21 protein-coding genes are annotated in these 24969 nt (G+C 49.3%); 11 read left to right on the forward strand and 10 right to left on the reverse strand.

Annotation, left to right across the window (positions count from 1 at the left end):
• Window positions 1–49 precede the first annotated feature (49 nt).
• Window positions 50–937, forward strand: coding sequence for a DMT family transporter (locus tag PMI05_RS28445; RefSeq protein WP_007729465.1), 888 nt, complete (start codon window positions 50–52; stop codon window positions 935–937).
• On the opposite strand, the gene PMI05_RS28450 is transcribed toward PMI05_RS28445, so the two are convergent.
• The gene (locus PMI05_RS28450) at window positions 938–1645 is read right to left on the reverse strand and encodes a helix-turn-helix transcriptional regulator (RefSeq protein WP_007729468.1); all 708 of its coding nucleotides are present in this window, start codon (window positions 1643–1645) and stop codon (window positions 938–940) included. It lies immediately after the preceding gene.
• Between the two features lie 133 nt (window positions 1646–1778).
• Here PMI05_RS28450 and PMI05_RS28455 point away from each other — a divergent pair, with 133 nt between their 5' ends.
• Window positions 1779–2378: a DJ-1/PfpI family protein gene (locus PMI05_RS28455; protein ID WP_007729470.1), complete on the forward strand. Its 600-nt coding sequence runs from the start codon at window positions 1779–1781 to the stop codon at window positions 2376–2378.
• Window positions 2379–2450: 72 nt separating this feature from the next.
• Here the strand turns inward: PMI05_RS28455 and PMI05_RS28460 are convergent, their stop codons facing one another.
• A complete protein-coding gene (locus PMI05_RS28460; RefSeq protein ID WP_007729473.1) occupies window positions 2451–3440 on the reverse strand; it encodes a M23 family metallopeptidase in 990 nt (329 codons plus the stop codon).
• A gap of 198 nt (window positions 3441–3638) precedes the next feature.
• On the opposite strand from PMI05_RS28460, the gene PMI05_RS28465 reads away from it, so the two are divergent.
• Together PMI05_RS28465 and PMI05_RS28470 are read left to right on the forward strand one after the other, a co-directional pair.
• A complete protein-coding gene (locus PMI05_RS28465; protein ID WP_007729475.1) occupies window positions 3639–4364 on the forward strand; it encodes a response regulator transcription factor in 726 nt (241 codons plus the stop codon).
• The gene (locus PMI05_RS28470; protein WP_007729477.1) at window positions 4354–6117 is read left to right on the forward strand and encodes a sensor histidine kinase KdpD; all 1764 of its coding nucleotides are present in this window, start codon (window positions 4354–4356) and stop codon (window positions 6115–6117) included. The genes PMI05_RS28465 and PMI05_RS28470 overlap by 11 nt, the downstream gene beginning before the upstream one ends.
• Window positions 6118–6203: 86 nt before the next feature.
• Here the strand turns inward: PMI05_RS28470 and PMI05_RS28475 are convergent, their stop codons facing one another.
• Entirely contained in the window at window positions 6204–7961 is a 1758-nt protein-coding gene (locus PMI05_RS28475) for a methyl-accepting chemotaxis protein (protein ID WP_007729478.1), read from the reverse strand.
• 241 nt (window positions 7962–8202) lie between these two features.
• Here PMI05_RS28475 and PMI05_RS28480 point away from each other — a divergent pair, with 241 nt between their 5' ends.
• From PMI05_RS28480 to PMI05_RS28490, 3 genes are all read left to right on the forward strand, one after another.
• Entirely contained in the window at window positions 8203–9192 is a 990-nt protein-coding gene (locus tag PMI05_RS28480; protein ID WP_007729480.1) for a lipoate--protein ligase, read from the forward strand.
• 110 nt (window positions 9193–9302) lie between these two features.
• Window positions 9303–11771, forward strand: a complete 2469-nt coding sequence (locus tag PMI05_RS28485; protein WP_007729481.1) for a toxin Cry1Ac domain D-VI-related protein — start codon at window positions 9303–9305, stop codon at window positions 11769–11771.
• A gap of 32 nt (window positions 11772–11803) precedes the next feature.
• Window positions 11804–12694: a GNAT family N-acetyltransferase gene (locus PMI05_RS28490; protein WP_039961588.1), complete on the forward strand. Its 891-nt coding sequence runs from the start codon at window positions 11804–11806 to the stop codon at window positions 12692–12694.
• 98 nt (window positions 12695–12792) lie between these two features.
• On the opposite strand, the gene PMI05_RS28495 is transcribed toward PMI05_RS28490, so the two are convergent.
• Complete coding sequence (locus tag PMI05_RS28495; protein ID WP_007729486.1) at window positions 12793–13764, reverse strand: DMT family transporter; 972 nt, start codon at window positions 13762–13764, stop codon at window positions 12793–12795.
• A gap of 139 nt (window positions 13765–13903) precedes the next feature.
• Here PMI05_RS28495 and PMI05_RS28500 point away from each other — a divergent pair, with 139 nt between their 5' ends.
• From PMI05_RS28500 to PMI05_RS28510, 3 genes are all read left to right on the forward strand, one after another.
• Complete coding sequence (locus PMI05_RS28500; protein ID WP_007729489.1) at window positions 13904–14764, forward strand: LysR family transcriptional regulator; 861 nt, start codon at window positions 13904–13906, stop codon at window positions 14762–14764.
• Window positions 14765–14871: 107 nt separating this feature from the next.
• Window positions 14872–15651, forward strand: a complete 780-nt coding sequence (locus PMI05_RS28505) for a helix-turn-helix domain-containing protein (RefSeq protein WP_007729504.1) — start codon at window positions 14872–14874, stop codon at window positions 15649–15651.
• Window positions 15652–15857: 206 nt separating this feature from the next.
• Window positions 15858–17051, forward strand: coding sequence for an MFS transporter (locus PMI05_RS28510; RefSeq protein WP_007729508.1), 1194 nt, complete (start codon window positions 15858–15860; stop codon window positions 17049–17051).
• Here the strand turns inward: PMI05_RS28510 and PMI05_RS28515 are convergent.
• The gene (locus PMI05_RS28515) at window positions 17020–17976 is read right to left on the reverse strand and encodes a YafY family protein (RefSeq protein ID WP_007729509.1); all 957 of its coding nucleotides are present in this window, start codon (window positions 17974–17976) and stop codon (window positions 17020–17022) included. The two genes, PMI05_RS28510 and PMI05_RS28515, sit on opposite strands and share 32 nt — an antisense overlap.
• Before the next feature lie 119 nt (window positions 17977–18095).
• Here PMI05_RS28515 and PMI05_RS28520 point away from each other — a divergent pair, with 119 nt between their 5' ends.
• Window positions 18096–18971: an SDR family oxidoreductase gene (locus PMI05_RS28520; protein ID WP_007729513.1), complete on the forward strand. Its 876-nt coding sequence runs from the start codon at window positions 18096–18098 to the stop codon at window positions 18969–18971.
• A 51-nt stretch (window positions 18972–19022) separates the two neighbouring features.
• Here the strand turns inward: PMI05_RS28520 and PMI05_RS28525 are convergent, their stop codons facing one another.
• From PMI05_RS28525 to PMI05_RS28545, 5 genes are read right to left on the reverse strand one after another with little or no spacing between them, the layout of a single operon-like run.
• Window positions 19023–19583: a hypothetical protein gene (locus tag PMI05_RS28525; RefSeq protein ID WP_007729517.1), complete on the reverse strand. Its 561-nt coding sequence runs from the start codon at window positions 19581–19583 to the stop codon at window positions 19023–19025.
• A 26-nt stretch (window positions 19584–19609) separates the two neighbouring features.
• On the reverse strand, window positions 19610–20845 hold the full coding sequence (locus PMI05_RS28530) for a benzoate/H(+) symporter BenE family transporter (protein WP_007729521.1): 1236 nt from the start codon (window positions 20843–20845) through the stop codon (window positions 19610–19612).
• 35 nt (window positions 20846–20880) lie between these two features.
• Window positions 20881–22317 (reverse strand): sigma-54 dependent transcriptional regulator, encoded by a 1437-nt coding sequence (locus PMI05_RS28535; RefSeq protein ID WP_007729524.1) that lies wholly within the window; start codon window positions 22315–22317, stop codon window positions 20881–20883.
• Window positions 22286–23599 carry a sensor histidine kinase gene (locus PMI05_RS28540; protein ID WP_007729527.1) on the reverse strand — a complete coding sequence of 438 codons (1314 nt, stop codon included), beginning with the start codon at window positions 23597–23599 and terminating at the stop codon, window positions 22286–22288. The genes PMI05_RS28535 and PMI05_RS28540 overlap by 32 nt, the downstream gene beginning before the upstream one ends.
• A gap of 10 nt (window positions 23600–23609) precedes the next feature.
• Window positions 23610–24758 (reverse strand): iron-containing alcohol dehydrogenase, encoded by a 1149-nt coding sequence (locus PMI05_RS28545; RefSeq protein ID WP_007729530.1) that lies wholly within the window; start codon window positions 24756–24758, stop codon window positions 23610–23612.
• Window positions 24759–24969 lie beyond the last annotated feature (211 nt).

Genomic DNA, 24969 nt, shown 5'->3' on the forward strand with positions numbered 1-24969 from the left:
TACATGTAAGAAGAAACAAGTAGCTTGCCTGAAACGGGGGAACAACGTAATGAATCGAATTTTGTTCGGCATACTTGTCGTCGTGACGACATCATTGATGGGCTCGTCTTTTGCAGTAGGAAAGATTGGATTGGCCTATTTTTCACCATTGCTACTGGTAGGACTGCGTTTTACGTTGGCAGGACTGATCATGGGCGCATGGGTATGGAAAAAACCGCTCCCGAAGTCGGCGGGTGACTGGGGGAAGCTATGCTTGATTGGATTTTTGCAGACGGCTGCTGTCATGGGATGTATCTTTTTGAGTCTGCGTACGATCACAGCGGGTGAATCCTCGATCCTGACGTTTATGAACCCACTGCTCGTGGTCGTATGGGGAACGTTGTTTCTAGGCATATCCTATCGGCTGACGCAATGGATGGGTGTTCTGATTGGACTGGTTGGGGTGTTCATCACGCTGGGCTTCCATCTGCAATGGGAGACGGGAACGTTGTTTGGTATCGGGTCCGCCCTTGCGTGGTCAATTGCCACGATCCTCGTCAAAAAGTGGGGAGTCCGATTCAACGTGTGGGTGATGACAGCCTATCAAATGTTGTTCGGAGGAATTCTTCTCCTCGTGATGGGGTTCACGCTGGAAACGCCGAAGCTGATTGTGACACCGACTGCTGTGTTCGTCGTCCTATGGCTCGCGATCATGGCTTCCATTGTGCAGTTTGCGACGTGGTTTTACTTGCTGAATCACGGAGATCCAGGCAGGACGAGTGCTTTCTTGTTCCTCGCTCCGTTCTTCGGTGTTTTGTCGGGTTGGGTGTTGCTGGGTGAGGTAGTGCAATGGCATGTGTATGTGGGAGGATTGTTGATTTTTGCAGGGATTTTCCTGGTGAACTGGACGTTTTCCCCGCGGAGGCAAGTAAGTGAAAAAGCACAGCTGGCAGAGTAGCTAGCTGTGCTTTTTGCATTCATCTACATGCAGTCCGAACTCGGTCATAAATCCAGAGCTGCCTAACGGCGTGACACGGACTGCTCTCCCGCCCGGCACTCGTTCGATCCAGCCAAGCTCAAAAAAACGGTTGGTGAGTGAAGCTCCGAGGCTGCCTGCCAAGTGGTGGCGACGCTCGCTCCAATCCAAACACGGACGGGCAAAGCGACGTCTACTCTTCTTCTTGGCCTGAAGGTCTACGCCGAGTGATTGCAGCTTGGTTTTTCCCGCTTCACTGAGCACGTAGTCTTGGCCGGATGCTTCAATCAACTGCAATTCCAGCAATTTCTGCGTCAGGGCAACGCCTACTTCGCCTGCGAGATGGTCGTAGCAGGTGCGAGCATACCGGATGGCTCGTAATTGGTCGGACTCGCGCAAGGAACGAACAGGCTTAGGGGCAGCGATCGTCATTAATGATTCTAGGGCATGGGCGACATCAGGGCTGGCTAGACGATAGTAGCGATGTCGGCCGTGTGACTCGCTGACCAAAAGACCGCCTTCCACCAGCTTTGCCAAATGCGTGCTTGCCGTTTGGGGGGTGACTTTTGCGGTTCGTGCGAGTTCACTGGCGGGGAGTGCCTTGCCGTTCATCAGGCTGACCAGGATGGAGACGCGGGATGGTTCTCCTATGAGGGACGCGACCTCTATAATATTCGGGCTGGTACTCATCAGACAGAGGACCTCCTCCATTATTTTTTCTTCTATTCATGACTCTAGCAGAATCTTACAACTAAAAAAACTAGAGATGTTCCGTAAATAGATGTTGTAAAATATATCCAAACATGAAAGGGGGGAGATCCACATGGAGACCAAGCAATGGCGAGTAGGAATTTTTTTATTTGACGATGTGGAGGTGTTGGATTTTGCAGGTCCGTTTGAAGTATTCTCGGTGACATCTATGGAAAATGACAGCCATATACCTTTTCATGTAAAAACGGTATCGGAAAAAGGGAGCATGATTCAGACGTTGAATGGTCTGAAGGTTCAACCTGATTACAGCTTTGCCAATATGCCTGTTTTTGATATTCTCATCATTCCTGGCGGGATAGGTGCGAGGGAACGAGAAGTTCATAATGAGCAGGTGATCAAATGGATTCGTGAGCAAATGCAGCAGGTGGAGCTGATGACCTCTGTCTGCACAGGAGCTTTTTTACTTGCAAAAGCAGGCTTATTATCGGGCAAAAAGGCAACGACCCATTGGGCCAGTCTCGATCGAATGGAAAAGGAATTTCCAGAAGTCATTGTGCAAAAAGGAGTAAAATTCGTGGATGAAGGAAATATCGTGACATCTGCTGGAATCTCAGCGGGTATCAATATGTCCTTTCACATCATTAAACGATTAGTAGGTGCGGAAGTAGCAGAACAGACTGCGAAGACGATGGAGTATGATATTGTCCTCTAAAAGAAAGCGGCAGGCCATCTCTTTGGATACAAGACCAAAGGATGGGCTACCGCTGTATAACAGCTATACGATTTACTTCGCGGTAATGCTTTCACCTTGACGCGGATTCAATCCGTTCTCCCACTGTACGCGAATGGATTTACTATTGAACAAATCTTTACCGTCAGAAACCTGATAATGCAGATGAGGCTCGCTGGAATTGCCAGAGTTGCCGCATACCCCAAGCAAATCCCCTTTCTCCACACGATCGCCAACCTTCACCTTGGCGGAGCCTTCCTTCAAATGGGCGAAGTAGCTGAATTCTCCGTTGCCATGATCGAGGATGACGACGTTGCCAGCGGGCTGCTGTGCGTTCATCGCTCCCACAGGGACATTATCTTTGATATCATTGACGACATGCACGACGGTTCCTGTCTGGGGTGCTAGTATTTCTTGCCCAAATGCGAAGTAGCTCTCGTTTTTCGCAGGATCACCCTTGTAGGAAAATCCGTCTTTGACCTGAATCAGATCGTATGCATATCGTTGGCTTTCGACCTCATAGTGATAGTTTGAAAGAACATTCTGACCTCCCCAAAACACATACCACTCACCTGCAAACGGTGCGCTATACGCTAGCTTTGTCAAAGCATTGTCGGTGTCAGGGTAGCTTTGCAGCGGCTTTAATAAAACGCCCGTAATGATCCCTTTTTCATCTGTCGTAAGGACAAGGCCCCGTTTGGCGTCCTGATCCACCCAAGTGTCATAATCACTGCCGTTTACGGACGTGTGGGAATGGTGATTCCACGACTTCAACCCCGAGCTAAAAGCAGTATACCCTTCTACAAACTGTGCTTTTGAAACCTGCTGTTTGAATGACGAGCTTGTTTGGTCATATACATCCTCTATTTTTCCGTTAAGGAGAGCTTGCACAAAAGATTCCGTTTTAACCGTCATCGTCTTTGCACCTTCTTCTTTCTTTGTGGGGGATTCAGTAGTAGAGGGAATTGCGGTTGCTTCTGATTGCGTAGCACATCCTGTCAAAAGAATTGCTCCTACCCCGAGTGAAATCCATACGTTTTTCATGTCGCCACTCCTATCTTTTTCTTAGCGCTAGCTCTATTATAGAAAGCCACTCTTATCGGACATGAAACGCTGCCTTACAGGATGCTTAAATCGAACGCAGCAAAATTATGATTCCGTTAAGGTTGTTGCGGACGCGCGCTGACACTGCGCATGATAAAATGGAGGATAACGCAAAAGCGCAAAAGGAGCGAAGTGATCGTGAAAGATGCAGCTATCCTTCTCGTGGACGACGAGCAAGCCATTCTCCAATTGCTTGAGACCGTACTGCACAAAGAAGGATTCCACTCGATCGACAAGGTGAAAACGTCCGAGGAGGCGCTCTATGCATGCGAACGAAAAAGCTATGACTTGATCGTCCTGGACGTAACGCTTCCGAACATGAGCGGCATAGAAGCTTGTCCATTCATCCGCCGTCTGACGGATGCGCCGATTTTGTTCTTGAGTGCGAGAGATACCGATTTTGACAAGCTGACCGGATTTGCTGTTGGCGGAGATGATTACGTGACGAAGCCGTTTAATCCGATGGAAATCGTCGCACGCATCAAGGCATTGCTTCGCCGTACACGCAAACAGAACCCGGTCGTACAGATAGCACCCGTTCAAGGTGTCTATGATTTTGGGCGTTTTCAAGTCTATGAAGCAGCAGGGGAGCTCTGTGTGGAGGGGAAAGGCATTCCTTGTCCGTCCCTTGTTTTCCAACTGTTGCTATTTTTGTGCAAAAATCCGAATCGGATATTTTCGAAGAGCGAGCTGTACGAACGAGTATGGGGCGTGAATAGCTTACGTGACGACAACACCATCATGGTACATATCCACCGGATTCGGGAGCGCATCGAGCCCGATCCAGCTCAACCGGAGTTTTTGGTGAACGTCAGGGGACTCGGGTACAAAATGGTGAAAAAGGGCCTTCCTTATGAATATTAAGAGTAGAATCGCGCTCCATCTGATCATGTGGTTGGTGCTGGTTGGCCTCATTCTCTTTGTGCTAGCCGGGTTTACGTTATATTGGACGCTTGAAGAAATGTCAAAAGTACAGTCCTCTCGTCAATTTGAGAGTGTCGGCTTGCAGAGGCTGATCCAGACCATTGAAGTAGAGGGAGAGGATGTCCGTTTTGACCCGAAGCTGCTCGAGGAGGTGCGAGAAAGCGGAGGGTGGCTTCAGCGGATTGATGAAAAGGGTTATGTCACCGACTCTTTCTTTACCCCGCCTGACGTACCCAGCTACTACGGTCCTGGCCAATTAACGGCTTATTGGCTCCGAAAAAGCCCGTTTCCGTATCAGCTCTCGCTATGGATACAGGAAAAAGACGGCGTAGCACACACCTTGCTGTATGGCATGACGAACCGCGATGACGACTTCTTGCAGCAGATGATTAAGGAGGCTGATCGTAAAAATAACGAGATCATGCTTCCTCCAAGCATCCAAAATCAACTGAAGAGTAAAGCGGGCTGGGTGCAGCTCCTTGATCCGAAGGGAACAGAGCTGGCTTCCTTCAATAAGCCTGCAAAAGCGATTAAGGATTTCTCGGTGGAAGAACTGGCGCTACGCTCGATATACCCAGATCGCTACGGAGCAACAATCGTATCGCATTATGATCAAAAAAGAGGCCAAACCTGGGTGCTCAGTTATCCGTTGCCAGGAACGACTCCCGGGGAAGAACCGCTTTTGACACCGGAAAGTAAGGCCCTTTTTATCGGGATGGGCATGTTGCTCTTGTCGGCGATGTTCGTCTTCGGGATTGTGTCCTACTTGTTCGGACAGCGATTTGGTGCACCGATTGTTCACGTTTTACGATGGCTGACCTTTCTGCGTGGAGGAAAGTACGAGGAGCCTGCCAATGCGGAGGGTGTTCCGCTCAGCCAAGACAAGCGAGGGAAGAGAAAGCGCAAATACCGTATCTACCAAGATGTGATTGATTCGATGGATTCCTTGTCGCAAACGCTTTACCGCAACGAAAAGCTTCGCCAAGAAACGGAGCAATTGAGAAATGAGTGGATTGCAGGTGTTTCCCATGATCTGAAAACACCGTTGTCCTCTGTCAAAGGGTACGCGCATTTGTTAGGAAATGCCGAGTATACGTGGACGACAGAAGAGGTACATGCTTTCGCCAAAATTATTTTGGACAAGTCAGCGTATATGGAAGACTTGATCAACGATTTGGCGCTGACGTATCGATTGAGGAACGGACAAGGAGCTCCTACAGTCGAGCTAGTTGACCTGAATGTTATTACTGCTGAAGCCATTACCGAAGCAGCAAAACATCCCTTGTACCCGGAAGGCTGCATCCAGTTTACCCCCTCTGCCGAACCTGTTTACATGCTCGTCTACAAGCCTTGGTTTCAGCGTATCGTGGATAATCTGGTAGCTAATGCCTTGATTCACAACGAGAGCGGTACGACTGTGTCCATCAGCGTACAGGCAGTCGAGCCATCAACAGCTGTGCTCATTTTTAGCGATAATGGTAGTGGGATGGATGAAGAAACAGCAGATCGACTTTTCGAGAGGTATTATCGTGGCACAGACACCGAGTCCCGCACGGAAGGCTCTGGCCTTGGGATGGTCATTACAAAAGCATTAGTGGAAGCGTTTGGTGGTTCAATCGAAGTGAAAACAGCTGTCGGGCAGGGGACGACGATTTCGATTACGTGGGAAGCGGAGCAACCGCCTCGTGCTTAAATAGGCTGATATGGAGTGGAAAAGGCTGCGTTTGCGAGGTCAGGGGTGACCAGCAAAGGCAGCCTTTTTCGTTTCAGAGATGATTCTTACACCTTAAATTGTTGAATCGATTCATGCAGCTCGTCCGCCATTTTTGACAAGGAAGCAGCAGAGGACGAAATTTCCTCCATAGAGGCTAATTGTTGTTCAGCGGCAGCAGAAATGTTTTGTGTTCCGAAAGCCGTTGTCTCCGCAGTGGTGGCAATCGCTTCAATGGAATGGACAGCTTGCTCTGCTCCGGTTGTCATGTGATGAGTGGCAGTGGTAACTTGCTGAATTTGACGTGCTACTTCTGTCGTTCCAGACAAAATTTCCTGGAAGGCCTTGCTGGCTTCATTTACGACTTCGATTCCAGCCGAAACCTCAGATGTCGTCGTCTCCATCACGTATACGGCTTTGTTCGTATCGACTTGAATCGCGCTAATGAGGTCTTTAATTTGCTGGGTAGATTTTGCAGATTGCTCGGCCAAGATACGTACCTCATTGGCAACGACAGCAAATCCACGTCCATGCTCTCCAGCACGGGCAGCTTCGATTGCAGCGTTTAGCGCCAACAGGTTCGTTTGTTCGGCAATTGAGGTGATGACCTCAATAATTTTGCTGATTTCCGAAGAGCGGTGACCAAGCATTTTGATTGATTCTGCCAGCTCTTGGACAGTAGTGTTGATGGAATTCATTTGAGCGATGCTACCGACAATCGCATCATTGCCGTTTGAGACCAGCATGTTTGTTGTATCGACTGTCAGAGAGACTTGTTCGGAACTGGATGCAATTTGTTGCAGACTCGAGGACATATCGTTGATCGTCTTAACCGTTCCATCGATCGTTTTGGACTGATCCTCTGCTCCGACGGCGATCTCTTGCATCGTGACGGCAATTTGCTCGGTTGCCTTACTCGTCTGTTCTGCACTCGCCGTCAACTCCTCAGAGGTAGAAGCGACATGCAGAGAGCTGATGCGGACACGAGAGATGAGCTCGCGCAAATTCTCTGTCATATGGGTCACGTCATGGACCAATTGCCCAATTTCATCACGGTTTTTTACCACGATGTCTTTCCCGGACAGATCACCACCAGCAATTTCTTTCACACGTTCGGCAACCAAGGCAATAGGCTTGGAAATGAACCCAGAGGCATACCACGAGACGAAGAATCCGATGATCAAGGAGAGTCCCAGCACGATCAGCAAATCAGACAGTACACTTTCAGCAGCGGCATTGAAGTCTTCCATGTAGCTACTTGCGCTTACGATCCATCCCCAGTGAGGGTCTAGCTTGGAGTAGGCAATTTTCGGATAGAGAACATCTGGCTCCGCTGGCTTCGACCACTGATAGTATGTAAAGCCGCCACCTTCCTGACCGCGCTTAATCATTTCTTGGGTAAAAAAGATACCATCAGGATCTTTTGCATCCCACTGATTCTTCCCCTCAATGGAAGGAGAGGCCAGCATGACACCTTTCTCATCCAGAACGAACATGTATCCACTGGCACCAGAATCGACATTTTTGTTAATCGAGCGGGTTCCATCCGACTGCTTAGGGCCGAGGATGTGAAGTTTTACTTGCTCTTGCGCATCTTCTTTGCTGATTTTGCCAGCTTCGACCTGTTTCTGGAGAACATCAATCATTTCAATCGTCAAGTTCACGTTGTTTTTTAAGATGCGGCTGCCCAAGTCGTCCAAGCTGTAGCTCGCAGAATAATAGCCCTGAATTCCGATGTTTAAGGCAGGAATCGCCAATAGCAGGAGACATAACAGGACGAGCTTAGTTCGTAGAGACCTTGAACGGGAGAACTTGGCTGTTTTCATAAAGAACACCTCGTTGATCCATAGTATTTTATCTAGAAAAGAAAACACCAAGATGATTGCCCCTAGATTACGTCAATTATCGACAATATGTAAACGTTTTTATAGAGGATTTTCAAAAAATCAGCAAAAAAAATAAGATAAGTCATCGTTGCTGCATACATGAGCAGATTCGAAAGCAGTACAGACCAGCAGGAAATGGTATGATTAGGAAGATAGAACGCTTACGGATGGAGGCTATCTCATGAAATTCATCGATAATCAAGGGATTACAGATCCGCGCATCAATTTGGCGATTGAGGAGTACGCCCTGAAGCATTTGCCCAATAGTGACGACTACTTGCTGTTTTATATCAATGAACCTTCTATTATTATCGGAAAAAACCAAAACACTATTGAGGAGATTAATGCAACTTATGTAGAGGAAAATCATATTCATGTCGTTCGGAGACTGTCTGGAGGCGGCGCTGTTTATCACGATCTGGGCAATCTCAACTTCAGCTTTATTACGAATGATGACGGTGAGTCCTTCCACAATTTCCGCAAATTCACGGCGCCTGTGGTACAAGCCTTGAAAACATTAGGGGTAGAAGCAGAGCTGACAGGACGAAATGACATACAGGTCGGGGAACGGAAAATTTCTGGCAACGCACAGTATTCGACCAAAGGACGCATGTTCAGCCACGGCACGCTGCTTTTTGATTCGGAGATGGAAAACGTCGTGTCTGCTCTCAAGGTAAACGCAGAGAAGATCCAGTCCAAAGGGATCAAATCTATTCGCAGCCGTGTCGCCAACATCTCGGAGTTTTTGGAGACGAAGATGACCATTGAAGAGTTCCGTCAGGCGATTCTCCGTTCGATTTTTGGAGAAGGGGAGATCGAAGAATACAAGCTGACTGAAAAGGACTGGGAGAACATTCACGAGCTTTCCCGTTCCCGTTACCAGACTTGGGAGTGGAACTACGGCAAGTCTCCGAAAAGCAACTATCGTCAATCCAAACGTTTCGATATCGGCACCGTGGAGATTCAGCTTGATATTGAAAAAGGCAAAATGAAAGAAGTGAAAATATACGGAGATTTCTTCGGTGTACGTGATGTAGCGGAGCTGGAAGCAGTGCTGCGAGATACGCCGTATGATCGTTCCTCAATCAGTGAGAGACTCGCCGACATTAATCTTCAGGAGTTTTTCGGGAATCTGGATCAAGCATCTTTTGTTGATCTGTTACTCGTCTAAAAAAAGAACGTCAAAAACCTAACTTTTGTTAGGTTTTTTTCATTTCCTCCTCTGATAGCATTGGTTTGCATGATTTTGTCATACAAAAGAAAAAGAGGGGGTATTTACATATGGGCAAACAGCAGCCAAAAGCCAAAACAATCCTAACAGCGGTTGTATCCACGGGTTTTTTGCTTTCTTTTGTCGGCAATGCCTATGCAGCCGTTTCCTATCCGATTAAAGAAATCCAGACAATCGGGACAGTCAGCGCTTCAGTAGTAGAAGAGCAAACGGATGGGGAAGTACGAGAGGCATCAGGGGAAGCAGTAGAAGAAGAGAACCAGTCATGGGAGTCCTTGCTAGAGTCTGAGGGGCACACAGCGACGAATGGATTTATTGCCTACCGATTGGAGAATGCCCCAGACAAGGCACCTGCTGCAAAGAATTTCCGTTTGATGGCCGCCATAGATGATCGAAATCCTACACGGATCAAAATCAAAAACTTTATTTGGCTAGAGAAAGAGCAGCTAGTATTGCTCAGTTTTTCTCCGATTCGTGCCACGAAAAAAGAACAGACGGTTTCCCTGCGCTTGCAGTATGACGGTGAAGAAGAGGAATTTGAACCATACGTGATTGCCGAAAGAGGGACAAAAGCAGAGCGGATCGAGCTGGTAGCGGTCGTTGAAGATGCGCGGCTATCTACCAAAGATAATACGGATAAGTCGCTAACGCTCATCGCCGTTGCATTTGATGAAAATGACCGCATCGTTACTGGACGGGAGCTGCTCTGGAGCTCTAGCAATAGACGAATTGCCTTTGTCAACATCGAGGGCAAGGTAACAGCAAAGAATGAAGGTCTGGTAGAAATTACGGCAAAAATGGACGATGCGGAAGCCGTCTTTGAGATAGCCGTAGATGGAGCGGAACTGCCTGATTTGCCCACGCTTTCTGTCAGCGAGACCATGATAGAAGAAGCAGGAGCAAATGATGGCAGCATCACAGCCAAACAAACGCTCAAGCTATCAAATGGCAAGTTCCTTGGCGAATTATCTGCCGATGATATCGAAGTACATAATCTGCCTGAGGCGCTGGATATTGAGGTCAACCAAGAGAGTGACGACGAGCTCATCATTTTGTTTACGGGACAGGCCAAAAAGCATACCGTCGCGGACACTGTAAAAGAGGTCAGCTTCACGATCGACAAGCGAAACATCAAGCGCGCACAGAAAGATGTCACAAGTGACAGTTTTTCCATCCGTTTCAGAGACCCCGTCATTGTGATTCCGACCCCAATCGATCCTCCACCGATCCCGGCTCTGCTAAAGGCGAAGAGAGCTGTCGAAGAGCTGTTTACGGATGGGAAGAAAGAGGAGCTGCGGGCAGGAACGACCCAGAAACAGATCGATGATGCGAAGAAGCTGGTCGAGGGTCTGGACAATCGAGTATCGGAAAAGCCGGGTCTGCTTGCTGATATCGGGAAGGCACAGGAGCAGTATGACGACTTGCTGCTAGTCGAAGCAAAAAAAGCCGTTCGTGACCTGTTCACCGATGAAAGCCAGGCAGCGCTAAAACCGGAAGTGACACAGAGCACCATCGATGCAGCGAAGGTAAAGGTAGATAGGCTAAAAGATGGCTCGGAGACAAAGGTATTCCTGTTAGCGGCCATTCAAAGAGCGAAGGAGCTATTTGATCAAGGGGATAATCTGCTGGAGGAAGCAAAGCGAGCAGTGGAGGGGCTTTATACGACGAATGATCTGGTCGAACTGAGGCCAAAGGTCACTCAGGAAATGATCGATGCAGCCTATTCAAAGGTCGAGCTTCTGCGTGAAGGTCCAGAAAAAACACACTGGATGTCCTATGTAGAAAAAGCACAAATGTTGTTCAATAATCCACGCGTAGATCGTTGGCCGGATGCAAAGATCGAGCTGCCGATTGCTCCGACTCAGAACCGTCAAGTTACGATTGGCGACAAATGGGAGCCCGCAATGGACAAAAGGGCATTGAGCGAATATCTTGAGGTATCTGTAAAAAACCAGCCTCTCTCGTACAACTATGACAACCAGTTGGATCGTTTTGTAATCAATGAAAAGGAGTACATCACCGTTGAGGTCGACGAGTCTTTACTGGAGATGACCCATGGAGATTATGGAGTGACGTTTAAGGCCAAACCAGCGGTTACAGAAGATGACAACTCTTATGCAGTGTTCAAGCTGTATCGCGGCCAAGATTTGCTGGATACAGAGGAGATCGGTGTCGGGTTTGATGCTACAAACCCACAATTGTCCCCAGACGTTACCGAAGAGGGAACAACCTATACATTGTCGGCGTCAGAGCCACTACGTAATGACCCAAATCCCAATTTGCGGTTGTTATTCTCACCTTCCGGAAATTTTGACGACAAGAGAGAAGTGACGGGGTATGCCAAATTCCAGGTGTCAGGAAACACCATTCGCGTAACGTTTCAGGATACGTTCTACAACACGTTCGGGTCTCTCATCACGGAACAGAGCAAGCTTTCCTTTGAACCAGGCTTCATAAGGGATAAGGCCGGGAACTTAATACAAGGTACTGCAACAGCACCTGTAAAACCCAAGCAATGAGTAAGCCAAAGTCCATCGAGGAGGTACGAACATTGCAACTAGAGGAACTGACTGCTAGTACTGCGCGGGCGTATAAATCGTTAGTGCACCCCAAGCACCTGGAGTTGCTGGACCATATCAACGGCTCATCTGTTTGGGGATTCGGGGCTTCTAACAACAATCAGCCTGCGGGCATCGTGTTGGGGCGATCCGCTGTAAATGAAGGACAGGCCAAGATCATCGAGCTTGTGGTAGCAGAGGGGCATCAACGGCGGGGAATGGGCATGAAGCTGCTGTGGCACGCTGAGCAAAAAATGAGAGAGCAAGGCATCAGCGATGGTCAGTTCGCTGGCTTCATCAAAGCACAAGATTTTTCATGGCTTTCCAAAATTGCGATCAGGGAAGGATGGCAGTTGCCAAGGGTAAAAACCTATATGTACACACTCGGCTCGATGCGGTTGGGTGAATGCCATTGGGTGGAGAGGCTGGCGCTCCCCGTAGGTTTTACCCTCTTTCCATGGAAAGACCTGACCCCAGCAGAGCGACTGGACATTGAACAGGGAGAAGGGCAATGGTACACGCCGCAATTGTCTCCGTTTTTTGAAGAAGGAAAATTTGATCCCGACTATAGCACAGGCTTGCGCTATCAGGGGAAAGTCATTGGCTGGGTGATCGTACAGCGAATGGCCGGTAATCTGCTTTTGTACAAAACGATGTTCGTCCAGGAGAAGTATCAGCAGCAAGCAAGAGGAATTACGCTGTTGATGAAAACCATTGCACAGGTGCAGCCAGCGTTTCCCTTTGGCATGTGCTTTGTTGAGCATGACAACGAGCCTATGTTGCGGTTTATGGAAAGAAGATTGGGTCCGACAATTTTGCACCGGAAGCTCTGGATTGAAACGACGAAGGTACTAGTCGGACAATATTCGGATCACTTCTGTTAAAAATGTATGCTTGTCACGCAGGGGTAGCGACGACCGTCGATATAAAAAAAGGATAGAGATTCAGGGCTTCCTGAATTTCTATCCTTCCTTTTTTTAGACTACATGGACGGAACTTTTCTTCCACTCGGTTGTTGCTTTGTGACTGAACGGTATTGCAGTTGCTTTCTTTGGAAGTGGTTGTTCCCAATTAGAGCAAGGATCACGAGCAAGGTGCCGCACAATTCGTAACGGCTGATCTCATAACCTTGAAACGCCATCATGGCAAAGGTCGTGATCGGAACCAGGTTGATAAACAAAATGCCATTGAGCGGAGTGAGCAGCTTGATACCTGCATTCCAGCTCAAAAGAGCTACAAAGCCAGGTAAAAGAACCATGAACGCCATTTCGTATTTGATGGACATCACCGTTTCGATGGTAGGAACCGGAAGCCATTGAAAGAGTGAGGAAGTCGTGACAATTACGAAATTCACGCCTGTTCCCAAGAGACACGTCAACGTGGAGTAGCGAAGCGTAGACCACGTGTTAAAACGCCCGCCGCCGATCGAGTAGACGACCCAACCCACGACACCGATGAAAATGAAGAACAACGGGAGCAAATGCTCACTTGCTGTAGTAAAGAAGGTAAGATTGCCATTGGTAATAACTAGGACAGCACCGACCAAAGCTACCAGAATCGTCGCCAGCGTATAGTACGGCGGCAGCTTTCTAGTGGTAACGGACAAAAGGACAATCGAGATCATCGGCATAAGCACTTCCATAATGGATGCTGCAATCGTGCCTGGCTCTCCCATCAAATCCTGCCCGAGAAAGACTCCCATATTGTAGACGGTAAACGCCATTGTTCCAAAAAACAGCAGAGACTTCCCGCGCCCCTCAAAACGAAAAGCAGACAAGCCTTCTTTTGCCCAGAGCAAACCGCACAAAATGATTGTTACGAAAAAATAGCGAAGAAATGAGAAGTAAAATGGATCGATCTCTTGCAGTGCGATGTGCGCAACCGGAAACATTGCCCCCCATGACATACTGGCGACCATGCAGAGAATAGACCCCAAAAGTAGTTGCTTGTTCATTATGCGATTTCTCCCTTTTTTTGAACTTCCTCTATGATGTTGACTTATCACATCATACTGGATGGAAATATGTTAGTATAATGATTGATAATAACTTTATGTATCATTTTCAGTGATAGATGAAAGGAGGGAGAAAAACGTGGAGATCAATGATTTGAAAATATTCCAGATGGTCGCCACATTGGGCAGCGTGAGCAAGACCGCCGCCGAGCTGAGCTACGTTCAGTCGAATGTGACGGCGCGGATCAAGCTGCTGGAAAAAGAGCTGGGGACACCTTTGTTTTATCGCAACAAGCGAGGCATGACTTTAAATACAGAAGGGAAGCGCCTGCTCGAGTATTCGCGAGAGATCATCGCCAAATTCGAAGAAATGCAAAAGTACTTTCATCGGGCTTCCGAGCCGTCCGGGGTGCTGGAGGTCGGGATGGTCGAGACAATCAATGCCCTTCCGAGGTTGCTATCCTCGTATTGCAGCCAGTACCCGCATGTGGATATTTCACTCAAGGCAGGCGTGACAGAGCATTTGCTGCAAAAAGTATTGGATCTCGCGCTGGATGGAGCGTTCGTGAGTGGACCGATCAACCATCCTTTGATCGAGCAGGAGCAGGTGTTTCAAGAGGAGCTGGTGTTGGTAACGAAAAACAGTTCCTTCACTGCCAGTGATATCACAGGGAAAGCTCTTTTGCTCTACAAAAAGGGCTGCGGGTATCGAGAACGGTTAGAGACCTGGATGAAGGTAGAAGGCTTGATTCCGAAAAAAGTGATGGAGTTCGGAACGTTTGAGACAATTATCGGGGGCGTAGCAGCGGGGATCGGCATTACCATTTTACCGAAGTCGGCAGTACATCACTTGGTCGAGAGCGGAACGGTTCATATTCATCGCATCCCGGAGCCTTATCATGAGGTCATAACCGTTTTTATTCGCAGAAAAGATTCATTTGTAACGAACACGATGCAAGCGTTTCTGGACGAAATCCGTTTGCAGAAAACGAAAGCGTAAGTGCTGCAATTTACTCCTTCCATCGTTCAGAAAAATATGGTAAATTTTATTTCAGAACAGACGTTCTGTATTTGGCTGTGCAAAAGAGGGAGGGAGCAGTTCGATTTATGGACAGGTATACCGAAATTGACGAAGTGATCGCTTATATACATCGGCATTTAGACGAGCCTTTACCACTTTCCCGGTTGGCGAATCATGTTGCGTATAGCCAGTATCATTTTGCGCGGATTTTTAAAGAAAGAATCGGTCTCCCGCCTCTTTATTACGTATCGACCATGCGACTCCAGAGGGCAAAGGATTTACTGCTAAGGACGAATATGAGTGTTCGCGACATCGGTCTGGAAATTGGACAGCAGAGCCTGGGGACGTTCTCTACCCGTTTTACGGAGCGTGTCGGGGTATCGCCTAGCGAATTTCGAGAAACGGCCCAGCTAGCAGAAGACCGTCTCCTTTCCTTGCAGCAGTTAACAGAGTGGACTCGGTTACATCCGGCCCCCGAGCGACCCATGACCATTGCAGGGACAATCGAGTCCACAGAGCCTTTTCAAGGTGTCATTTTGATTGGATTGTTTGCCAAGCCAATTCCAGAAGGTCTTCCTTTATACGGAACATTGCTACCCTCACTAGGCAATTTTTGTTTTACCAATGTCAAACCGGGCACGTATTACTTGATGGCGACGTCTGTTGCCTGGGGCATGCAGGCGATGGATTTTCTCTTGCCGTACGAGACATTGCGAACACGTTCCAAGAAACCAATCATTGTCACACCAACTGCGATCGTCCCTCATCAGCAAGTTACTCTTCATGTGCCTCATCCGGACGACCCTCCTATCTTGATTTCTCTTTCTTTGCTCATGAACAGATTCATTCAGCGGCTTCCTCAATAAGAACAATAGTCCCTTGTTTCAAAATGGCGGTCTTACGAATCAGCGGACTGCCTTTTCGTCATGGTCTGGTTAGAATGGAGCTTCTTGGGAAAGCCTACTATCACAATAGTCGAACTTTTTTCTGTGAGCAGGATATTGGACGAAAAAACGAAATGATAACTAGGCGCGAATATCATGCGCAAAAGAAAGGAAAGCAGGGAACGAGAATGTCAAAGCCTTACAAAAAAGTTTTTTGGGCAGCCGGTTTTGGCTGGATGTTCGATGCCATGGATGTTGCACTTTTATCTTTTATTATGGTGGCATTACGACAGGAATGGGGTTTGACAGGGGAAGAGGCCGGGCTGCTAGGGACGGGTAATCTCGTCGGCATGGCGATAGGGGCGATTGTAGGTGGCTATTTGGCTGACCGAATTGGCCGCAAGCCAGTGTTTTTACTGACCTTGGTCTTGTTTGGTTTGGCGAGCTTTGCGAGCGCTTTCGCAACTGGTTTTGCGACTATGATGCTGTTCCGGTTCCTGATGGGACTAGGCTTGGGTGCCGAACTGCCGGTAGCCTCGACGCTAGTAAACGAGTTTGCGCCACCGGAGAAGCGAGGAAGTACGGTTGTGCTGTTGGAGAGCTTTTGGGCGGTTGGGTGGATCGCGGCAGCCGTCATAGCGTATTTCATCATTCCGGACTACGGCTGGCGCGTGGCTGTCATGATCGGAGCATTGCCCGTCGTGTATGCCTGGTTCGCTCGGAGGAGCATTCCTGAATCTCCGCAGTTTCAAAAGCATGCCGAGAAGATTCCTGTTGGAAAGCTGTTGACGTCCCATCGCACAGAGACGATTACGCTGTGGGTCGTCTGGTTTGCAATTGCGTTCTCGTACTACGGCATGTTTTTATGGATGCCATCTGTTTTGGTCGACAAAGGCTTTACAATGATCAAAAGCTTCCAGTACGTACTGATCATGACGTTGGCCCAACTGCCAGGCTATTTCGCGGCAGCTTATTTCGTGGAAAAATGGGGACGGAAATGGACGCTGGCGACCTTCTTGTTCATGACCGGTGTGATGGCCTTCGCTTTTGGACAAAGCAGTGGCACCATGGAGCTGTTGGTGACGGGAGCCTTCTTGTCCTTCTTCAATCTGGGTGCTTGGGGTGCTTTGTACGCGTATACACCGGAAAATTATCCGACACCGCTGCGCGCTACCGGTTCTGGTATGGCATCCGGTGTCGGAAGAATCGGCAGTATTATCGCGCCGTATCTCGTCGGTTACTACTCGTCGCATCATTACAGCTACACGTTCATTTTTAGTGTATTTACCGCGGTGCTGATCGTGGGAGCAATCGTCCTGCTCATGTACGGACGAGAAACAAAAGTCCTTGCTAATTCGGGACCTCGTACAGGCCAAGTATAGCACGCACCTGCTCTAGGACCTCACGTTTCAGTTCTTGTGGCTCCAGCACTTGAATGTGCGGGCCGAAGCTGAGCACTAGCGAGCATGCTGATGCAAGTGTATGAAATTCAACCTCTGCTTCCATCCAGTCGTCTGTTGCGGCTTGGGTGGAAGCTATTTTTATATAACGCTCCTGTTTTACAGCAGGCAACGTCTCTTTTTTGACTAGCAACCGCGCAGGATAACGTGGGAGGCTGGACTTGAAGTCCATTGTGGATTGTTCCCAATAAGAAGCGAGGTCGAAATCGCTTGGGCGGATGAAGCCATCATCCAGGAGTTGTGCATCCAATAGTCGTGAAATCCGGTACGTCCGCATGTCCTCGTCCACTTTTGCGACCAAATACCAAATGCTTCGCTTGGCGACGAGTCCGAGCGGGCAGACAATGCGCTCTACAGCCACATCTTCGCGCATGTAACGAATGAACAGCTTGCGGGAGAGCCATACGGCATCTTGAACCACCGATAAGAAAGAAAACGTCTCCGTCGATTCATGCCAGCCAGCCCCATCGATATGAAGGAGCTGACGTACGTGGATAGCATCCTGCTGAACCGTTTTGGGCAGCGCGGACAGCAGCTTGAGAAAAGCAGCTTCATAGTTTTCATGCAGTCCGAGATCATTCAACAAGGCAGCGGGGGACGCTACTAGCAGTGATTGCAGCTCATCTATTTTCATTCCGGTCAAATTACTGCGATACCCTTCTGCCAATGCCCAGCCCCCATCTGCACCGCGCAGCGCATAGACGGGAACGCCTGACGCACTCAAAGCCTCCATATCACGATGAACGGTTCGCTCGGACACCTCCAACCTTTCAGCTAATTGCTTGGAAGTCATACGACCATGGTTTTGCAAGAGTAACAAAATCGCAAGGAGTCGATCTGCCCGCATAAAAAGCCCTCCTAGAAGTAAAAACAACATTGCTTTGATTGTATCGTAACGAATATGACAGCAGTTGTCATATTTACTTCGTTATGCTCCATGTATGAATCGATAAGGAGGCATGACGAATGAAGCCATTACAAGGCAAAGTAGCGGTGGTAGCAGGCGGCACAAGAGGAGCAGGACGGGGGATTGCGGTCAGTCTGGGAGAGGCAGGGGCGACGGTATATGTGACGGGACGCACGGTGCGTGGTCAGCACTCTGATATGGCACGACAGGAGACAATTGAAGAGACAGCAGAGCTCGTGACGGCAAGCGGCGGAAACGGGATCGCTGTGCGAGTCGATCATACGCAGGAACAAGAGGTAAAAGCATTCTTTGAGCGAGTAAAGGCGGAGCAAAATGGACAACTCGATCTTTTGGTCAATGACATCTGGGGTGGAGATCCGTTGACTCACTGGGGGACGCCGTTCTGGGAGCAGCCATTGGTAGACGGTCTATTGATGCAAGAACGCGCCATTCGTACGCATATGATTACCAGTCACTATGCGGTTCCACTCATGGTCGCACAGAAAAAAGGGCTGATTATCGAGATCACGGACGGAATCGACTATCGGTACCGCGGCAATCTGTACTACAGCTTGGCAAAAATCTCGACGATTCATCTAGCGGTGTCGATGGCAGAGGACCTGCGCTCGCACGGGGTTACCGCGTTGGCTTTAACACCGGGCTTCCTGCGATCAGAAGCAATGCTCGATCAATTTGGCGTGACAGAAGAGACGTGGAGAGAGGCGGCGAAGCAAGATAAGCATTTCATCATGTCGGAAACACCTACGTACATCGGTCGAGCGGTGGTTGCGCTGGCTTCGGACCCGGCAGTCGCAGACAAAACAGGGAAAACGCTCAGTACATGGGGCTTGTCGGACGAGTATTCTTTTACGGATCGAGATGGTAGCCGCCCGCATTGGGGAAATTACGCAGAGGAACAAGGGTTTTACCGCTAGTTTCAGGGAACATACAAAACGGCTCCTCAGATTCATTCGAGGAGCCATTGCTTAAATTGCATCCAGTACATCCTCTTCCGTAATAGATGGAATCTCGTCTGACACAAACACGTTCTTATATTCGGTGCCGCTGTCCCCACCGGTCGCCTTAAATAACTGATTAGGGGTATTTGGAAACCATCTCACGTGACCAACTTCTTCATCATAACCACCGTTGAGAAACAAAAGATATTCGCCTTCTGGAATTTCAGTCTGCTTATGATCCGCAATCGGAGCAATCTCTTTATCTTTATCAGGTTGAAAACCTACGATGCGGTACAGCTTGATCGTATCTCCTGCCTCAATCTGGTGATCGGTGAGGTTTTGAAACACGTTGTCCACGGCTACTTCATACACATAGAATAAGAGGACTTCGGTTTTTTCTTCTTTGTATGCTTTGGGAACGGAGCCTCTCAAAATAACCATGGCGTCTTGGGTGATTTCTTCTGTGGATGAAAAAGTTTTCGATAGCGCAAAACCACTTGAGGAGTGTGTGGGCTCCTTCGTCGTGCAAGCAGAGCCGACCGCTAAAAGGAAAGCTGAAAGAGTGATGACGCCAAACCATTTTTTCACGGGACACTCTCCTCACGTTCAGGCAGCTATGCCAACGGCTGCGTATTCTTCTTTTTCCCAAACCAGCTTTTCACATTGCCATTCAAAATCAAATGGGTGATCACCCCCGCAATCAAGCCCCAGAAAGCAGCACCGATTCCGCCAATGGAGATGCCGGAAATCGTGACAAGAAACGTAACCAGGGCGCTTTCCCGTTCCTTCGCTTCGCTCATCGCCTGTGCGAGGCTGGAACTGAGCGAGGCAAACAGAGCCAAGCCAGCAATGACGGCGATCAATTCTTTGGGCAAGGCAGCGAACACCGAAGCCATTGTAGCGCCAAACATCCCGAAGAGTAAGTAAAAGCCGCCGCAGGCAATTCCGGCAATGTAGCGCTTGGTATGATCCGGATGAGCTTCTTTTCCCGTGCAAATCGCAGCTGTAATCGCCGCGAGATTGATGCCTGGTGAACCAAAAGGAGCGAGCAATAGAGAAGCGATACCAGTAGTCGTTACGAGCGGTCCAGCAGGTGTATCGTACCCGTCTGCTTTTAAGACGCTAATTCCTGGGGCGTTTTGAGAGGCAAGCGCGACGATGCACAATGGAATCCCCAAGCCGATGATCGCATCGAGAGAAAACGTCGGCATCGTAAAGACGGGCTGGACGAGGGACATCTGGACATTGTCCATTTGCAAACGCCCCAAAAGAAAGGCGACACCCAAGCCGACCAAAAGCGTAAGTACGACAGCATACCGTGGAGACCAGCGTTTGGCGAACAGGTAGCAAAAGATCATCGGCAGAGCCAATGCAGGCAGGTGTTGCATGGAAACAAAGACTTCTACGCCAAAAGACAGGAGAATCCCCGCGAGCATGGCGGTCGTTATCGACTGCGGGACGTATTTCATTAAGACGGAAAATAAACCAGAAACACCGACGAGCGTAATGACCACGGCCGAAAAAATATACGCGCCAATCGCGTCGGGAAAGGAGTATACCGTCAAGCTGGTGACTAACAGAACGGCCCCCGGCGTCGACCAAGCAGTGATGATCGGGGTGCGAAACCAGATACTGAGCACAATGCACGTCAAGCCGCTCCCAATCGAGATGGCCCAAATCCAAGAGGCGAGGACTGCATCGCTGAGTCCGGCACCCTTGGCAGCTTGAAAGACGATCAGCAATGGTCCTGCATAGGAGACCATCGTGGCGATGAGTCCAACAATAACGGCAGATAGAGAGAAGTCAGCAGGGATTTTTTTCAGGGTCGAGAAAGGTTTTTCGGGTACCACGACGTGAATGCCTCCTAGATGCGCCAATTCAGACGTTATGCTTTTTCGTTCAAAATGTAGCGAATCGTCCGTTTGGTGATGTTTAATTTTTTGCTTAAAAGCTGTCTGTTTCCATTCGTTTCGGTCAAGCCCTTTTCGATAATCGTTCGCCCGATCTCGCCTTCGAGCTGTTTAACCCGCTTGATCAAATAATCGAAGTCGATCCCGTCTACAGAGGTGACAAGGCGGCTGATCGTATCGACAAAGTGCTCACATTCGTGATCGATGACTTGTTCTATCCGTTTGGGAACAGTGGGTGGATGCACCTGTACCATGCGATTCCGCAAATTGGCTGGCAAATGATCGGCACGCAGTCGATCGCATTCGTGCAACGCAATGGTTTGATTCAGTACGTTGATCAGTTGGCGGACGTTGCCCGGCCAATCATAACGCTGCAAGAGCTCGATGGCATCCTGATCGATTTCGCAGGGCCCTCCACTGCGCTTTTGCAAGTAGTAGTGCGCGATTGTGGAGATATCCTGAACTCGTTCGCGAAGAGGAGGAATCGATAGCTTGATCCCTTCCAGACGATACAACAGGTCACTGCGGAAACGATTCATCCCGACTTCATGCTCCAGATCGCGGTTGGTAGCAGAAATAAAGCGAATATTGCTCTGACCGATCTGCTCGCCACCGACGCGCATGAACTCTCCCGTCTCTAACGTACGCAAGAGCTTCACTTGGATGGAAGGGGGAGCCTCCCCGATCTCGTCAAGAAACAGTGTTCCGTTATGTGCCAGCTCGAACAAGCCTTTGCGAGATTTGAGCGCTCCGGTAAAAGCGCCCTTTTCATAGCCGAACAGCTCACTTTCCAGCAAGGATTCCGGCACTGCCCCGCAGTTAAAAGCGACAAAAGGCTGCTGGGCGCGATTGCTTGCTCCATGGAGAAAACGGGCCATCAGCTCCTTGCCGGTACCCGTTTCGCCCTCAATGAGCACATGGATCGCCTTTTTTGCTAATTTTTTGGCAATTGCGCATACATTGGCCATCGGACTGTCAGATGAATACACGATACCATATTGGGCGGCTTCTTGGGATAGGTGATCGCTGTGTTTGCTGGAAGAGAAGAGCACTGCGTCGATGACCTGCTCCAAACTGTCCAGATCGTCGAACGGCTTCTCCAAGTAATCTCTCGCGCCCCATTGCATCGCTGTCACAGCCGATTTAATCGTGCTGAAGCCCGTCATGATCAAGACTTCGCAGGCGGGAAATACTGCCTTGATCTGTTTGAGCAGCGTCAATCCGTCGGCATCTGGCAGCTTCAGGTCCACGAGTGCAGCGTGAAAGCCGGTGGAATCCGAGTGAAGCAGCCGTTCCACGTCCTTGCCAGAATTGGCGACGACGATATCGCAGTCTTTTTTCTTGAGGAAATAGGTAAAAAAGGTAGTCACTTCTGTTTCATCATCCACGATCAAAATCCGTTTTTTCTCCATCGTTGTCCTCCTCGTCAGCTAACAGTGGCAAATGCATCGTAAACCTGCTGTACTCTCCCTCTACGCTTTCGGCAAACAGCTTCCCGCCATGTGCTTCTGCAATTCCAAGACTGACGGAAAGCCCGAGACCTGTCCCTTTTGTCCGTTCCTTCGTCGAGAAGAAAGGCTGAAAAATCTGCGAAAGCTGCTCTGCACAAATCCCTGTGCCGTTATCGTAAACGGATAAGCCTACGAAAGAGCTATCCTCCTCTTGTACGAGGAAGGAACGGATGACAATGTGTGGAGATGCCCTGCCTGCCACAGCGTCACGTGCATTTAACAGGAGATTGATCACAATTTGCTCGATCTGATGACGGCTTCCATGAAACAGCAGAGGAGGCTCGGACATTTCCCGGGTTATGGTCAAGCCGGAAACAGACAGCTGGTAGCCAATCAGCCCGAGTACGTCCTCTACGACCTCGTCAATAGAGGTAGTGGAAAACAAGTACTCTTCCTGTCGCGAAAAGGTGAGCAGGTTTTGAATGATCTTTTTGCAGCGCACGCCGCATTGATAGATGTCTTTCATCAAGGGAGCCTCTGGGGCATCCGTCATCTCGCGCATGAGCAATTGAGAGTTTCCGAGGATGGCCGTGAGCGGACTGTTCAGCTCATGGGCAATGCCGGCAGCCATCTCGCCAATCGCAGCCATTTTTGCGGATTGAATCAGTTGGGCTTCGATTTTGATCTTTTCATTCACGTCTTGAAAAAGCAGGCTGTTTTCTACGACGACACCTACATGGCTGGCGACGAGCTGGATCAATTCGGCTTCGTCCCGATCGACGAGCTTCTTTGTTTGGCGTAAGAGCGTCAAAAAACCAAAGGTCTGATTCAATTGACTGCGCAGCGGAACAGAGGTGGCGTGATGCTCAGGCAGCGCTTCGGCAAGGGTAAAATGGACCTGCCCAGTGAGCACAGGGGCTTCCACTGAAACAGTCTGTGTCAGCGTATAGCATTGCCAATCCCCGTCATTCCACTTGGCGAGATAGGAGGAGAGCATGCCTCCCTTCACGATGGTCAGGGCAAAATGCTCGAACACGAGAATTTGCGAGAGCTGTGCGGCGATATAACTGGTTGTTTGTTGCCAGGTGGCGCTGATCTGAATTTGTGTCAGCTGGTTAATGACGGCGAGCTGCTTGTTTTTCTTTTTCATCTCCTCGATCAGATAGACGAGCTCACTGTAATAGCTTTTTCGTGAGGATTGAATCCCGGTCAATTTTTCCAAAATCTCTTGTTTGGTATGCATGACGAACCTCCTACAAGGCTTGGCGAAATAACGACGCGACATCGTGGACGGTCATGTCACGGGGATTGGTCGTCATGCACACGTCCAGTACGGCGAGACTACTAAGTAGGTCGATCTGCTCTGGATGTAGCCCGATGGCCGACAACAATTGGGGCACCTCCAGATCGCTTACCAGCTCCTTGACCGCTTTGAGTGTGAGACGAGAGGCGGCATGTGTGCTCAAGCCCGCCGTGTTTTCCCCGAGGCATTCTGCGATTAGCCTGTATTTTTCCGGTGCTGCGATGTAGTTGTACTCGAGTACGTGGGGGAGCAGGATGGCATTCACCTCGCCATGCGGAGCGTCGAGGAATCCCCCGAGCTGATGGGACATGGCATGCACAGCACCAAGTATGGCGTTGGAAAAAGCGATTCCGGCTTGAAGACTCGCCATGGCCATCGCCTGCTTAGCCTCCGTATTGTATTGACTGGCGACAGATGGGCGCAAATGCTTGGCGATGAGACGCATGGCTTGCAGCGAATGCACCTCGGTAAGCGGCGTCGCGGCGAGCGAAATATACGATTCAATGGCATGTGTCAGCACATCTATGCCTGTATTGGCAGTGAGCAGCTTGTCCTTGGTCATCAAGGTTTGCGGGTCGATGATGGCGATATCGGGTATGAGTGACTTGGAGATAATCGCCATTTTCATCTTACGTGAACTGTCTACAATGATGGAAAATTGCGAAACCTCCGAACCGGAGCCGGCTGTCGTCGGTACCATCACCATGGGTGGAAGGGGATGCTGGATATTGTCGACGCCTTCGTATTGGACGATGCTGCCCTCGTTGGTAGCCAACAGCGCGATTGCCTTCGCTGCATCGATCGCACTGCCTCCACCAACACCGAGAATAGCATTGCATTCCTTGGCACGATATTCGGCAATCCCGGCATGAATCTCGTAATCTTTCGGATTGGCTGTCACGTTCGTCCATAGATGGTAGTCGAGCCTTTGCTGCTGCAAGTAAGAGATGATCCGTTCGACCCAGCCAGCGTTTGCGACACCAGGATCACTGACAAGAAAGACGCGAGAAGCTCCCAATCGGCGCAAGCTTTCCCCTACCTGGCCGAGAGACTGGTTCCCGAAAATGATTTCCGGCGTCATGAACTTGGATATTTGCATGCCTTCGCCCCCTTTTTCCACTACGTAGTAATACCGCAGGCAGGGAGGAATACCCTTTTTCGGCCAAAAGGTTGGCAAGTGGGCCGTTTTTTCGGCTCATGTGCCGCAATATCGGCTGAGTGGAAGAAAAGAAGCCGCATAATGACTCGTTTTTTAAGCGTTTTCATGTTGGCATACTGCTTGCAATTAGTAGGAGGCAGGAAGAACACCT

The sequence above is a fragment of the Brevibacillus sp. BC25 genome (genome assembly GCF_000282075.1).
In the GTDB taxonomy this organism is placed as follows: domain Bacteria; phylum Bacillota; class Bacilli; order Brevibacillales; family Brevibacillaceae; genus Brevibacillus.